The organism is Cupriavidus sp. 96C5-1, from assembly GCF_057798855.1.
Genome location: NZ_JBYOJU010000009.1, coordinates 100,255 through 113,702 on the forward strand (window position 1 = coordinate 100,255; position 13,448 = coordinate 113,702).

The 13,448-nt window shown below is 68.4% G+C and carries 10 protein-coding genes; 2 read left to right on the top strand and 8 right to left on the bottom strand.

The annotated features are described in order from the left end of the window. The first annotated feature begins 174 nt into the window (after nucleotides 1-174). On the top strand, nucleotides 175-588 hold the full coding sequence (rnk, locus tag AC3FOF_RS13175) for a nucleoside diphosphate kinase regulator (protein WP_017225121.1): 414 nt from the start codon (nucleotides 175-177) through the stop codon (nucleotides 586-588). Nucleotides 589-959: 371 nt separating this feature from the next. Then, nucleotides 960-1,310: a hypothetical protein gene (locus tag AC3FOF_RS13180; protein ID WP_488726844.1), complete on the top strand. Its 351-nt coding sequence runs from the start codon at nucleotides 960-962 to the stop codon at nucleotides 1,308-1,310. 200 nt (nucleotides 1,311-1,510) lie between these two features. Here the strand turns inward: AC3FOF_RS13180 and AC3FOF_RS13185 are convergent, their stop codons facing one another. The 8 genes from AC3FOF_RS13185 to gcl all read right to left on the bottom strand — a co-directional run bounded on the left by AC3FOF_RS13185 (nucleotide 1,511) and on the right by gcl (nucleotide 13,293). Continuing rightward, entirely contained in the window at nucleotides 1,511-4,609 is a 3,099-nt protein-coding gene (locus AC3FOF_RS13185; protein WP_488726845.1) for a multidrug efflux RND transporter permease subunit, read from the bottom strand. A 151-nt stretch (nucleotides 4,610-4,760) separates the two neighbouring features. After that, complete coding sequence (locus AC3FOF_RS13190) at nucleotides 4,761-5,489, bottom strand: TetR/AcrR family transcriptional regulator (protein ID WP_276266910.1); 729 nt, start codon at nucleotides 5,487-5,489, stop codon at nucleotides 4,761-4,763. A 168-nt stretch (nucleotides 5,490-5,657) separates the two neighbouring features. Further along, nucleotides 5,658-6,551, bottom strand: a complete 894-nt coding sequence (gene ypfJ, locus AC3FOF_RS13195; protein ID WP_017223829.1) for a KPN_02809 family neutral zinc metallopeptidase — start codon at nucleotides 6,549-6,551, stop codon at nucleotides 5,658-5,660. A gap of 101 nt (nucleotides 6,552-6,652) precedes the next feature. Next, nucleotides 6,653-8,131 (bottom strand): pyruvate kinase, encoded by a 1,479-nt coding sequence (gene pyk, locus AC3FOF_RS13200; RefSeq protein WP_276266909.1) that lies wholly within the window; start codon nucleotides 8,129-8,131, stop codon nucleotides 6,653-6,655. Between the two features lie 83 nt (nucleotides 8,132-8,214). Further along, nucleotides 8,215-9,528 carry a glycerate kinase type-2 family protein gene (locus AC3FOF_RS13205; RefSeq protein ID WP_488726846.1) on the bottom strand — a complete coding sequence of 438 codons (1,314 nt, stop codon included), beginning with the start codon at nucleotides 9,526-9,528 and terminating at the stop codon, nucleotides 8,215-8,217. Between the two features lie 75 nt (nucleotides 9,529-9,603). Next, nucleotides 9,604-10,527 (bottom strand): 2-hydroxy-3-oxopropionate reductase, encoded by a 924-nt coding sequence (gene glxR, locus AC3FOF_RS13210; protein ID WP_017226332.1) that lies wholly within the window; start codon nucleotides 10,525-10,527, stop codon nucleotides 9,604-9,606. A gap of 74 nt (nucleotides 10,528-10,601) precedes the next feature. After that, a complete protein-coding gene (gene hyi, locus AC3FOF_RS13215) occupies nucleotides 10,602-11,384 on the bottom strand; it encodes a hydroxypyruvate isomerase (RefSeq protein WP_017226331.1) in 783 nt (260 codons plus the stop codon). A gap of 133 nt (nucleotides 11,385-11,517) precedes the next feature. Next, entirely contained in the window at nucleotides 11,518-13,293 is a 1,776-nt protein-coding gene (gcl, locus tag AC3FOF_RS13220; protein WP_017226330.1) for a glyoxylate carboligase, read from the bottom strand. Nucleotides 13,294-13,448 lie beyond the last annotated feature (155 nt).

A 13,448-nucleotide genomic window follows, 5' to 3' on the forward strand; every position in this document is an offset into this window, starting at 1 on the left:
GCTCCCCCAGACGCAGGCAAGCGCCGAACCGGGCCGAGTCACACCCTGTTCGCGGTTTTCCCGCCGTTCCCGACGGCCCACCCAATTCGATGACCTGGCAGCGCCGGGGCCGATCCCCAAGGGATCGCCCCAACCTTTGCCGGTCGCCGCATCGCCACCTAGCGAGGATCTACCATGACGGCTTCGTCCAAGCAGCAATCGACCCTTTACCTTACCGAGCTCGACGTGACCCGCCTCGAGCGCATCGCCGGGCGCGCCGCGCCCCTGGCCGAAATGCTCGACAGCATCCTCGAGCGCGCCGCCATCGTGCCGGCCGAGGCCATCCCGAAGGATGTCGTGACCATGAATTCCAGCCTGCTGTGCGCGCTGGAAGGCGAGGCCGTGCCGCGCCGGTGGACGCTGGTCTACCCCGATACCGCGGATTTCGACGAGGGCAGGTTGTCGGTGCTGTCGCCGATCGGCCGCGCCCTGCTGGGCGCGCGCGCCGGCCAGACCGTCAGCTACCGGTTGCCCGACGGACGCGAGCAAAGCGTCACCGTGGTGGAACTGTCCTTCCAGCCCGAAGCCAACGGCCAGTACACGCTGTAAGGCGGATTGCCCGCATCCCGGAGGCGGGCCGCGGTGTCGCCGCGGCTTGCCCCCGGCGCTTACGCCCCCCGGCCAGCTCCGCGCCGGCCGGTCCCCGCACACCGGCCAGGTGGCCTCCAGGCTGGGCTGGCGGCATTTCAGGCAAGGCCTCGGCCACACGGATCCCGCCTGTCGCCCCCCGATCCCCGCCATTCGTCCTCACTTCCAGCGTTTCACGACTCGCAACGCACCATTCGTCGCAGTGGTATTTCTCCTTGCAAGCCCAGGCACTAATCTTCAGTCCGTGCCTGCAGCGCAACATAGATTTGCCGGGGCAGCTTGTACCGCAGTTCAAAAGAAAAAAGACGAATAATCAGTTGAAGGAGTCCCAAATGAACGCCAAACGCATCATTGGCAGCGCGGTAGCTATGCTGATCGTCGCCTCATCGACCGCAGCCCTGGCCGCCCCCGCCAACAGCAAGGTCGGCAAGTTCGACGTCTATGCCGACGCGCTGCGCGCCGGCAAGTTCGACCCGTACACCGATGGTGCCAAGCAAGGCAAGTTCGACACGTTCACCGACGGCGCCAAGCAAGGCAAGTTCGATACGTTCACCGATGGCGCCAAGCAAGGCAAGTTCGATACGTTCACCGACGGCGCGCGCGCTTTACGTGGCGAAATCGCTGCCAGCTCGCTGGACAACTCGCGCTCGGGCGACGGTTCGCTGTACGGCTACAGGGTCTGATCCAGACCTGATGTTACCCGGCGGCCACTCGGGTGTTCGCCGCGTATCACTGTTTCTACCGCTTTATCTCCCACCTGCCCGGCTGACCTCCTCCTCCTTCTCTCTCCCGCCGGGCGGGTGATTTTTCCCCGCTTCTCCCCCGCCTTTCCGTTTTTCCCCCGGCACTCCCGTTACGCCACGCCCTGTCTGCGCCTCGGTCGTCATGTCCGCTCGCGCCGGCTACGCCTGCGCCCGATCAAGGCATAGAGCAAGGGGATGGCCAATGCGCCGATCACGGTGGCGCCGAGCATGCCGCCCAGCACGCCGGTGCCGACCGCGCGCTGCGCCGCCGCGCCGGGGCCGGTGCTGATCGCCAGCGGCACCACGCCAAGGATGAAGGCCAGCGAGGTCATGACCACCGGGCGCAGGCGCTGGCGCGCGGCCTGGCCGGCGGCTTCGGCCAGGTCCATGCCGCCGCGGCGCAGTTGCTCCGCGTACTCGACCACCAGGATCGCATTCTTGGCCGCCAGTCCCATGATCACCACCACGCCCACCTTGAAGTAGACGTCGTTGGGCATGCCGCGCAGCCAGATGGCCGCCAGCGCCCCGAGCAGGCCCGCCGGCACCACCAGCAACACGGCCAGCGGCAAGGTCCAGTTCTCGTAGAGCGCCACCAGGCACAGGAAGATGAACAGCATCGACAGCGCGAACAGCCACGGCGCCTGCGTGCCGCTTTGCAGCTGTTCGAAGGCGCGCCCGGTCCAGCGCGTGTCATAGGCGGTGCCCAGTTCGCCCACCATGGCAGAGAGCCGCGCCATCGCGGTGCCGGTGCTGTGGCCCGGCGCCACATCGGCGTTGATGCGAACCGAACTGAGGCCGTTGAAGCGCTCCAGCGTGGCCTCGCCCCGGCCCCAGACCAGCTCTGCGAAAGCGCCCAGCGAGACCATGCCGCCCTGCTCGTTGCGCACATGCACGCGCGCCAGCTGTGCGGGCGCCATCCGGTAAGGCGCATCGGCTTGCAGGATCACGCGGCGGATACGGCCTTCACGCGCCACTTCGTCGACATAGCGCGATCCCAGCGTGGTCGACAGTGCATGGTGAATGGCTTCGGGCGCCACGCCAAAGCTGCGGGCGCGCTCATAGTCGATGCGCAGGTCGAGCGCCGGTGCCGGCTGCGCGGTGGTGGCGCGCACCTCGCCCAGCGAAGGTTCATGCGCGGCGGCCTCCAGCAGGCGGTCGCGCGCGGCAAACAGGGCATCGCGTCCGGTGCCCGGTTGCGCCACCAGCCGCATGTCGAGCCCGCTGGTGCTGCCGAGTTCCGGCAGCGCGGTACCGTTATAGGCGTACAGCTGTGCCCGGCCGCGGCCAGGCCAGTCCTCCAGCCCGGCCGACAGCCTGGCCAGCACGGCATCGGCGCGGTCCTTGCGCCCACGTTCTTCCCAGTCCTTGAGCGTGAGGTACAGGCTGGCGCGTTGCTCGCCGCTGCCCGAGTTGCTCCAGCCCAGCACGGCGAACACCGAGCGCAGCGGGTAGCCGCCCGCCTGCAGCCATTGCTCCAGGTCCGCCACCATCGCGCGCGTTTCCGCCTGGGTGGCGCCGGCCGGCAGCTCCACGTCGATCACCAGCTCGCCGGTGTCTTCCTCCGGCAGGAAGCCGGCCGGGATCTGCCACAGCATCACGCCGCCGGCGACGGCCAGCGCCAGGTAGATGCCGAGCCAGCGCAGGCGACGGCGCTGCATCGCCTGCACCCAGCCGGCGTAGCGCCCGGTAAAGGCAGTGAAGCGCCGCTCGAACCAGGCCAGCGGGCCGCGTTCGGGCGGCGGCATATGACGCAGCAGGCTGGCGCACATGGCCGGTGCCAGCGACAGCGCGAAGAACAGCGAGAAGGCAATCGAGATCGCCAGCGTCACGGCAAAGTGCCGGTAGATCACGCCCACCGCGCTGCCCATGAAGGCCATCGGCACGAACACCGCGCACAGCACCAGCGTCACCGCCAGCAGGGCACCCGAGACTTCGCGCATCGAACGCTGCGCCGCCTCCAGCGCGCCCACGCCGTCCTCGCGCATGATCCGCTCCACGTTTTCCACGACAACGATGGCATCGTCGACCAGGATGCCGATCGCCAGCACCACGCCGAACAGCGTGATCACATTGAGCGACAGCCCCAGCGCGTACAGGCAGGCCACCGTGCCGAGCAGCGAGACCGGCACCACGATCACCGGGATCAGCGTGGCCCGCAGGTTGCCCAGGAACAGGTACAGGATCAGGAACACCAGCACCGTGGCTTCGGCCAGCGTGGTCAGCACGCGCCATATCGAGCGCTGCACGAACTGCGCGTTGTCGGTGGAGATCTCGTAGCGCACGCCGGCGGGGAAGCTGCGCGCGGCCTCGTCGAGCGCGGCGCGGACCGTGCGCGAGGTGGCCAGCACATTGGCGCCGTCGGCCAGCTTGAGGCCGATCGAAGCGGCCTCGCGCCCGCCCAGCCGCGAGGCATAGCGGTAATCGCTGGCGCCCAGTTCCACCCGCGCCACGTCGCGCAGCAAGACCACCGAGGCGTCCTTGCCCGCGCGTACCACGATGCGCCCAAAGGCGTCGGGGTCGGACAGCGGCCGCGGCGGGCGCACCAGCGCCTGGAAGGGCTGGCCCGGCACCGCGGGCGCGCCGCCGAGCTGGCCCGGCGTGACGTCGCCGTTGCGCGCCTTGATGGCCTGCTCGACATCCTCGGGCGTCAAGCCGTGGGCATGGAGCTTGTCGGGGTCGAACCAGATGCGCAGCGCGTATTCGGAGCCGTAGGGCTCGGCCTTGCCGATGCCCGGCAGCCGCCGCAGCATCGGCAGCACCGAGCCGGCGGCGAAATCGCCCAGCGCGGTTTCATCCATCTGGCCGGTGTCCGAGACCAGCGAGACGTACATGAAGGGGCTGCTGCTGGCCTGGTCGACGTAGATGCCGCCGCGGCGCACCGTCTCCGGCAGCAACGGCTCGGCTTGCATGACGCGGTTGCGCACGTTGACCTGGGCCAGCTGCGCATCCGTGCCCTGGCGGAAGCCCAGCGTGATGGTGGCGCTGCCGCCCTCGCTGCTGGCATCGAGGTAGAGCAGGCCGGGGATGCCGTGCATCTGCTGCTCCAGCACCGCGGTGACGGCATCCTCCACGGTGCGTGCGGAGGCGCCGGGATAGTCCGTGTAGACGATCACGGTGGGTGGTGCCACCGCCGGATACTGGGCGATGGGAATGCGGGTGAGCGCGATCAGGCCCGCCACCATGGTGAGGATGGCAATCACCCACGCAAAGGCGGGACGGCGAAGGAAGAAGGACGCCATGGCAAGTTGGTTTTCTGGCGCCGGCGCGGCAGCGGGCCGCGGCTCCGGTGCGATGGAACGTGGGACGGCGCGCTAGCTGGACAGAAAGCGCCGTCAGGCGGAACAGCAGAAGCAACAGGAGGGGGAAAGGGGGCTGTGGGGTCCGGCGACCCTAACGCGCCGGCGGCGCGAAGCCGCGCAGCAGCGCCGCCAGCAGCACCCGCTGGCGATGCGCCAAGGGCTGCCATTGCTCGCGCGGCAGGTGCTCGAACGTGATGTCGAGCGCGGCCAGCCCGTGCACGGCGGTCCACAGCGCATCGGTGACGTCGCCAGGCTCGTGGCTGGCGTCGATCAGCGCGGCGGCCTGCCAGTCGGCCACGCAGGCCTGCAGCACGGCGCCCACCGGGTCTTGCGGGAAGCGCTCGCGCCAGCGCTGGTCGATCGCGCGTTCGGCATCGGCCGGCAGGCCCATCATCATCATCAGGTGGTAGCTGTGACGGTTCGCCAGGGCCCAGGCCACATAGGCATCGAGCACGGCGGGCAGCGCCTGCGCCGGCGCGCCGGCGCTATCCCGGGCCTCGGCCAGCGCTGCCGCCAGCCGTACCCAGTCCTGCGCGCACAGCTCGAACAGCAGTGCGGTCTTGTCCTCGAAATGCCGGTAGATGGCGGCCGCGCTATATCCGCACAGCTCGCCGACGCGCCGTAGCGTGACACCGCTGAAACCGGCTTCGGCAAACAGCGCGCGGGCTGCGTCGAAGAAGGCCTGGCGCACGCTCTCGCGGCGCAACGCGGCCCCGCCGGCACGCCCCACGGCGCGCCGGGCCGCACCCGCGTGCGCGGCGGCGCTGGCGATGGCGGGTGCGACTGGCAGCGCGGGCTGCAGGATTCGGGTGGCGGGCATGTGCGCGATTATAAACACCGATCATTTTGTGAACAATGTTTACGTGATGATTCGTGCACGCGCGCATACCATCCCGACGAGGGGTGGCAGGCCGCGGGCGGCCGTCGGGCCGCCCGGGACGCATGGGGAGCGCGCAAAGGCGGAAGCGAGGCCTGTGGCCTCAGGCGCTCACAGCTGCCGGGCCGCGAAGGTGTCGCACTTGCGGATATCGCCGCTGGTCAGGCCCTGGCGCAGCCAGCGCACGCGCTGCTCGCTGGTGCCGTGGGTAAAGGCTTCCGGCACCACATAGCCCTGGGCCTGCTTCTGCAGGCGGTCGTCACCGATGGCGGCGGCGGCCTTGAGGCCTTGCTCGATATCGCCGGGCTCCAGCAGTTGCTGGTTGGCGCGCTCGGCGGTGGCGGCCCACACGCCGGCCAGGCAATCGGCTTGCAGTTCCACGCGCACCGAGAGCTGGTTGGCCTGGGCCTCGCCCATGCGGCGGCGCGCGGCGTCGACCTTGCCCGAGACGCCGAGCAGGTTCTGCACGTGATGGCCGACTTCGTGGGCAATCACATAGGCCTGGGCAAAGTCGCCGCCGGCGCCGAAGCGCTTGCGCAGTTCGTCGTAGAAGGCCAGGTCGATATAGACCTTCTGGTCGCCCGGGCAGTAGAAGGGCCCCATGGCCGACTCGCCGGTGCCACAGGCGGTGGGCGTGGAGCCGGTGAAGAGCACCAGCCTGGGCGGCGCGTACTGGCGGTTGAGATCGGTCTCGAAGATGTGCGACCAGGTACGCTCGGTATTGCCCAGCACCTTGCGCACGAATACCGTCATCTGGTCGTTGGCCGGCGGATGGCTCGGCACATGCTGCTGCTGCGGCGCGTGTTGCTGCGAACCCTGCAGCACCGAAGCGCCCTGCATGATCACCGAGGGATCGATGCCGAAGAAATACGACGCCGCCAGCGCCACCAGGATGGTGCCGATGCCGAGCGTCTTGGGTCCCGCGCCAAAGCCCCCGAAACCGCCGGAACCGTCTCCCCGGCGATCTTCTACATTCTGGCTTTCGGCTTCGTCATCGAGACGCATGGTGGCTCCGCATTGCTGATTGATGGCCGCCGCCAGAGGGTGGCGACGGCGTGCCGATCAGTATAGCAATGGCGGTGCCACCAGCGGATGCGCCCCTTGTATCAGGCGGTAACCGCCGGCACCGCGCTGGCGGCGCCAGCCGCAAGCGCCTTGCCCGGCTCCGCGCCGCCGATTTCGGCCACGCGCAGCAGGTTGGTGGTGCCACCCTGGCCGAACGGCATCCCCGCCGCAATGGTGATCTGGTCGCCCGGCGCGGCATAGCCCTCGGCCAGCGCGGCGCGGGTGGCCGCATTCACCATCTCGTCCACGCTCTGCACATCGGGGCTGACGGTGGAATGCACGCCCCAGGCAATCGCCAGGCGCCGCGCGATCTCCAGGTTCGGCGTGATGCTGACGATGGGCGCATGCGGCCGCTCGCGCGCCGCGCGCAGCGCGGTGGAGCCCGACGAGGTGTAGGTCACGGTGGCGGCCGCGCCGATGATCTGCGTGACCTCGCGCAGCGCGGCGCAGATCGCGTCCTGGCGGGTGGACAGCGGCGTTTCGTGCTGCGCGTCCAGCAGGTTGCGGTAGAGCGGATCGCGCTCTACCTCGGCGATGATGCGGTCCATGATCGCCACCGCCGGCACCGGATGGCGGCCGTTGGCCGATTCGGCCGACAGCATCACCGCATCGGCGCCGTCGTAGATGGCGCTGGCCACGTCGGATGCCTCGGCACGCGTGGGCACCGGCGAATCGATCATCGACTCCAGCATCTGCGTGGCGATGACGATGGGTTTGCCATGCTGCCGGCAGATGCGCAGGATGCGCTTCTGCACACCCGGCACGCGCTCCGGCGGCAACTCCACGCCAAGGTCGCCGCGCGCCACCATCACCGCGTCGGACACGCGCACGATCTCCTCCAGCTGCTGCAGCGCGGCGGGCTTCTCGATCTTGGACAGCACGCCGGCACGGGTGCCGATGATCTCGCGCGCCTCCACGATATCGGCCGGGCGCTGCACGAAGGACAGCGCGATCCAGTCGGCGCCGAGCGCCAGCGCGAAGTCGAGGTCCTTGCGATCCTTCTCGGTCAGCGCCGGGATGGGGATCACCGCATCGGGCACGTTGACGCCCTTGCGATCGGACAGCGTGCCGTGGTTCACCACGCGCGTGGCGATGCTGCCGCTGGCCACCGCCTCGATCTTCAGCTGCACCTTGCCGTCGTCGATCAGCAGCGACTGCCCCGGGGCCGCCACACGGAACAGCTCCGGATGCGGCAGGTGGACGCGGCTGGCGTCGCCCGGGCTGGGATCGCTGTCGAGCACGAAGGCATCGCCGGCCTTGACCGCGACCTTGCCCGCGGCAAAGGTGCCGATGCGCAGCTTGGGGCCTTGCAGGTCGGCCAGCACGGCGATGGGGCGGCCGGTTTCGGCCTCGACCTGGCGTACCGCGTCGTAGCGGCGCTTGTGGTCCTCGTGCGAGCCGTGGCTGAAGTTGAGGCGGAACACGTCCGCCCCCGCTTCGAACAACTGGCGGATCACCGCGATGTCGGTGCTGGCCGGTCCGAGCGTGGCAACGATCTTGGCTTTGCGCTGGCGTCTCATTTTGTCTCCTCTTCCAATCTCGGGCGGCGCGCCGCAACGGACGCGCCTGTGTTCAATCATTGGCCTTGCGCGATTCGCATCGCTTACGCAATCAGGATCGCGCGGAAATCATTGACATTGGTACGGGTCGGGCCGGTGACGATCAGGTCGTCCAGTCCGGCAAAGAAGCCGTAGCCGTCGTTGTTGCCCAGGTGCGCGCGGGCGGACAATCCGCGTGCCGCGGCACGGGTCAGCGTATCGGGCGCCAGCAGGGCGCCGGCGTTGTCCTCCGAGCCGTCGATGCCGTCGGTGTCGCAGGCGAGCGCATGCACGCCGGGCAGGCCGTCGAGCGCCACGGCCAGCGCGAGCAGGAATTCCGCGTTGCGTCCGCCGCGGCCGCTGCCGCGTACGGTCACCGTGGTCTCGCCGCCGGACAGGAGCACGCAAGGCTTCCTGAACGGCTGGCCGAGCCGCGCGATCTGCCGGGCGATGGCGGCATGCACGAGCGCCACATCGCGCGACTCGCCCTCGATGCTGTCGGACAGGATGTGGGCTTCAAAGCCCAGTTCGCGCGCACGTGCCGCCGCGGCCTCCAGCGATTGCTGGGCGGTGGCAAGCGTGACGCTGCGATGGCCATCGAAACGCGCATCACCGGGCTTGGGCGTTTCGCCCGCGCCGCTCGCCAGGTGCGCGTGCACATTGGCTGGCACCTCGATGCCGTACTTGGCGATCACCGCCAGCGCGTCGGCGCAGGTAGTGGCGTCCGGCAAGGTCGGGCCGCTGGCGATCAGCGTCGGGTCGTCGCCGGGAATATCGGAAATCAGCAGGGTCTCCACGCGCGCCGGCGCGCAGTGCAGGGCGAGCCGTCCGCCCTTGAGCGCCGACAGGTGCTTGCGCACGCAGTTCATCTCGCCGATGTTGGCGCCGCTGCGCAGCAGCGCCTTGTTGACCGCCTGCTTGTCGGCCAGCGAGATGCCCGGCGCGGGTGCGGCCAGCAGCGCGGAGCCGCCGCCCGAAATCAGGCACAGCACCAGGTCGTCGGCGCTCAGGCCCTGGACCAGTTCCACCATGCGCTCGGCGGCGCGCTGCCCGGCCTCGTCGGGTACGGGATGCGCGGCCTCCACCACCTCGATGCGGCGGCACGGCGCGCCATGGCCGTAGCGCGTCACCACCAGCCCGGAGATGTCGCCTTGCCAGTGCGCCTCGACCGCCTGCGCCATGGCGGCGGCGGCCTTGCCGGCGCCGATCACCACGGTGCGGCCCTTGGGCGGCGGCGGCAGTTGCGGCGGCAGGCAATGGCTGGCGCTGACAGCGGCCACGGCGGTGTCGAACAGGTCGCGCAGCAGGGCGCGCGGATCGGAAAGCCCGGCAGGGCGCTGGGGCACCAGCGGGGCGGCGTTGGAATCGGTGGCGAGCATGACGGGATCCTGAAAACTGCTTCCCCGGCCGCTTGCGGCCGGGGAGTGTTGCCGGCCTCCGGGAGGCCGCGTTGCTTACTTGGCGCTCTTGGCGATCTCGTGGTTCGACATGATCTCGATGGCGCGGCACAGCGCCGAGTGATCCTGCTTGCCGAGGCCGTTGGCGGCGCAAGTGTTGAACAGCTCCTGCGCGGTGGCGGTATTAGGCAGCGCCACGCCCAGCGCCTTGGCGCCCTGCAGTGCCAGGTTCAGGTCCTTCTGGTGCAGCTCGATGCGGAAGCCCGGGTCGAAGGTGCGCTTGACCATGCGCTCGCCGTGCACTTCCAGGATGCGCGAAGCGGCGAAGCCGCCCATCAGCGCCTGGCGCACACGCGCCGGATCGGCGCCCGCCTTCGAGGCGAACAGCAGCGCCTCGGACACGGCCTGGATGTTCAGCGCCACGATGATCTGGTTGGCCACCTTGGTGGTCTGGCCGTCGCCATTGCCGCCGACCAGCGTCACGTTCTTGCCCATCAGCTCGAACAGCGGCTTGACCTCGTCGAAGGACTCCTGCGGACCGCCCACCATGATGGTCAGCGACGCGGCCCTGGCGCCCACTTCTCCGCCCGAGACCGGCGCGTCCAGGTAGGCTGCGCCGAGCTTGTTGATGCGCGCGGCGAAGTCCTTGGTGGCGATCGGCGAGATCGAGCTCATGTCGACCACGATCTTGCCGTGCGCGGCTTCCTTGCCGGCGCCCTTGAGCGCGGCGGCCACGCCCTTCTCGGCGAACAGCACGGCTTCCACGTGCGGCGTGTCCGGCACCATGATCACGATGATGTCGGCGCGCTTGGCGACTTCCTCCGCGCTGGTGCAGACCGTGACGCCGGCATCGACCAGCGCCTGCGGCGCCGGATTGACGTCATGCACGAACAGCGTGTGGCCGGCCGCGCGCAGGTGGCCCGCCATCGGTGCGCCCATGATGCCCAGGCCGATAAAGCCGACGTTGCGTTGGTTTGCCATGTGATGTCTCCTTGATGGGATGATGAGTATTGGTTTGTTGATGCGTCGGTGCGTCGGTGCGACGCGCGCGTGGCTTACTGCACGCCGTGCGCCGCGCGCCAGCCGAGGCCTTCGACCGTGGTCGTGCGCGGCTTGTACTCGCAGCCGACCCAGCCGTCGTAGCCGATCTGGTCGAGCCACTGGAACAGGAAGCGGTAGTTCAGCTCGCCGGTGCCCGGCTCGTTGCGGCCCGGGTTGTCGGCCAGCTGCACGTGCTTGATCTTCGGCAGGTGCGCCTTGAGCGTGGCGGCGATTTCGCCTTCCATGCGCTGCATGTGATAGATGTCGTACTGCACGTAGAGATTGGGTGCGTTGACCTGCGTGATCAGGTCCAGCGCCTGCTGCGTGCGCGACAGGAAGAAGCCGGGAATATCGAAGGTGTTGATCGGCTCGACCAGCAGGTCGATCTGCTCGGCGGCCAGCGCCTGCGACGCGAAGCGCAGGTTTTCCACCAGCGTTTCCTGCGCCTGTTCACGCCTGGCGTTCTGCGGCTGGATGCCGACCAGGCAGTTGAGCTGGCGCACGCCCAGCACCTTGGCGTACTTGATCGCCTCGCCCACGCCGTCCTGGAACTCGCTCACGCGGTCCGGGTGGCAGGCGATGCCGCGCTCGCCCGCTTCCCACTTGCCGGCCGGCAGGTTGTGCAGCACCAGGTCCAGCTGGAAGCGGTTGAGCCGGTCGGCGATCTGGTCGGCGTGGAAGGCATAGGGAAAGAGGAACTCCACGCCGCGGAAGCCCGCGCGGGCGGCGGCTTCGAAGCGGTCCAGGAAGGCCACTTCGTTGAACAGCATGGTCAGGTTGGCGGCAAGTTTTGGCATAGAAGTCTCCGGACGACTTGTCTTGTGATTCCGCTCGCGCGGATGCGGTGATCGGGGGCGCGTTACCGAGTCGGCGATGCGGGAAGCGCACGGGCTGGTAGCCCACGCTTGTCAGCCCGCATCGCCTGATTGCTTACGCCGTTTCCACTTCTTCCTTGAGGATGGCTTCCTCGATGTCCTCGATCGGCTCGAACTCGTTGATGTTGTCGATCTCGGTGCCCATCGCGATATTGGTCACGCGTTCCAGGATCACCTCGACCACCACCGGCACCGAGAACTCGGCCATCAGGTCACGCGCTTCGGCAAAGGCGGGTGCGATGTCTTCCGGCTTGAACACGCGGATCGCCTTGCAGCCCAGGCCCTCCACCACCTTCACGTGGTCCACGCCGTAGCCGTTGAGCTCGGGCGAGTTGACGTTGTCGAAGGCCAGCTGCACGCAGTAGTCCATCTCGAAATTGCGCTGCGCCTGGCGGATCAGCCCGAGGTAGGAGTTGTTCACCACCAGGTGGATGTAAGGCACCTTGAACTGCGCGGCCACCGCCAGTTCCTCGATCATGAACTGGAAGTCGTAGTCGCCCGAGATGGCCACCACGTCCGATTCCGGCGAGGCCACCTTCACGCCGATCGCGGCGGGAATGGTCCAGCCCAGCGGGCCGGCCTGGCCGCAGTTGACCCAGTGGCGCGGCTGGTTGACCGACAGGAACTGCGCGGCGGCGATCTGCGACAAGCCGATGGTCGACACGTAGCGCACATCGCGCGGGAAGTACTGGTTCATCTCGCGGTACACGCGCTGCGGCTTGACCGGCACGTTGTCGAAATCGCTCTTGCGCTGCATGGTGCGGCGGCGCTTCTGCACGTCCGCCACCCAGCTCTTGCGGCACGGCAGGCGGCCGGCCATCTTCATCTCGCGCGCGACTTCCACGAACTGCTCCAGCGCGAGCCTGGCGTCGGACACGATGCCCAGGTCCGGGCCGAACACGCGGCCGATCTGGGTGGGCTCGATGTCCACGTGCACGAACTTGCGGCCCTTGGTGTAGACGTCGACGCTGCCGGTGTGGCGGTTGGCCCAGCGGTTGCCGATGCCGAGCACGAAGTCCGAAGCCAGCATCGTTGCATTGCCATAGCGGTGCGAGGTCTGCAGGCCCACCATGCCCGCCTGCAGCGGGTGGTCGTCGGCCAGCACGCCCCAGCCCATCAGCGTGGGGACCACCGGCACGTTGACCAGCTCGGCGAATTCCACCAGCAGGTCGGCCGCATCGGCATTGATCACGCCGCCACCGCACACGATCAGCGGGCGCTCGGCAGCGTTGAGCATGGCGATGGCCTTCTCGATCTGCGGACGCGACGCGGACGGCTTGTAAGGCTGCAACGGCTGGTAGGTCTCCGGATCGAATTCGATCTCGGCCACTTGCACGTCGAACGGCAGGTCGATCAGCACAGGACCCGGGCGGCCCGAGCGCATCAGGTGGAAAGCCTGCTGGAACACCTGAGGCACCAGCGCCGGCTCGCGCACGGTCACGGCCCACTTGGTCACCGGCTTGGCGATCGATTCGATGTCGACGGCCTGGAAGTCTTCCTTGTACAGACGGGCACGCGGCGCCTGGCCGGTGATGCAGAGAATGGGGATGGAGTCAGCCCAGGCCGAGTACAGGCCGGTGATCATGTCGGTGCCCGCCGGGCCCGAGGTGCCGATGCACACGCCGATATTGCCGGCTTCGGCGCGGGTGTAGCCCTCGGCCATATGCGAGGCGCCTTCCACGTGGCGGGCCAGGAAATGGTCGATGGTGCCGGCGCGGCGCATGGCCGAGTAGAACGGGTTGATGGCGGCGCCGGGCACGCCGAACGCGGTGGTGATACCTTCTTTTTCCAGTACGGCGATGGCCGCGTCGACTGCTCTCATCTTCGGCATGTCTGTCTCCAATCGTTATGCGACGTTTCGTGAAAGGCGATGAATGGCTAATTGCTGCGAATCACTGTTGGAGGCCATGCTATGCCCGCAAGCGGGTTGGGATAAAGGGAAGGGAGATCAGTTGATTCGATACCTGCGATATCGAATTGACCATG

Coding starts and splice junctions, on each gene's coding strand:
- rnk (WP_017225121.1), top strand. CDS start 175: ATGACGGCTTCGTCCAAGCAGCAATCGACCCTTTACCTTACCGAGCTC.
- AC3FOF_RS13180 (WP_488726844.1), top strand. CDS start 960: ATGAACGCCAAACGCATCATTGGCAGCGCGGTAGCTATGCTGATCGTC.
- AC3FOF_RS13185 (WP_488726845.1), bottom strand. CDS start 4,609: ATGGCGTCCTTCTTCCTTCGCCGTCCCGCCTTTGCGTGGGTGATTGCC.
- AC3FOF_RS13190 (WP_276266910.1), bottom strand. CDS start 5,489: ATGCCCGCCACCCGAATCCTGCAGCCCGCGCTGCCAGTCGCACCCGCC.
- ypfJ (WP_017223829.1), bottom strand. CDS start 6,551: ATGCGTCTCGATGACGAAGCCGAAAGCCAGAATGTAGAAGATCGCCGG.
- pyk (WP_276266909.1), bottom strand. CDS start 8,131: ATGAGACGCCAGCGCAAAGCCAAGATCGTTGCCACGCTCGGACCGGCC.
- AC3FOF_RS13205 (WP_488726846.1), bottom strand. CDS start 9,528: ATGCTCGCCACCGATTCCAACGCCGCCCCGCTGGTGCCCCAGCGCCCT.
- glxR (WP_017226332.1), bottom strand. CDS start 10,527: ATGGCAAACCAACGCAACGTCGGCTTTATCGGCCTGGGCATCATGGGC.
- hyi (WP_017226331.1), bottom strand. CDS start 11,384: ATGCCAAAACTTGCCGCCAACCTGACCATGCTGTTCAACGAAGTGGCC.
- gcl (WP_017226330.1), bottom strand. CDS start 13,293: ATGCCGAAGATGAGAGCAGTCGACGCGGCCATCGCCGTACTGGAAAAA.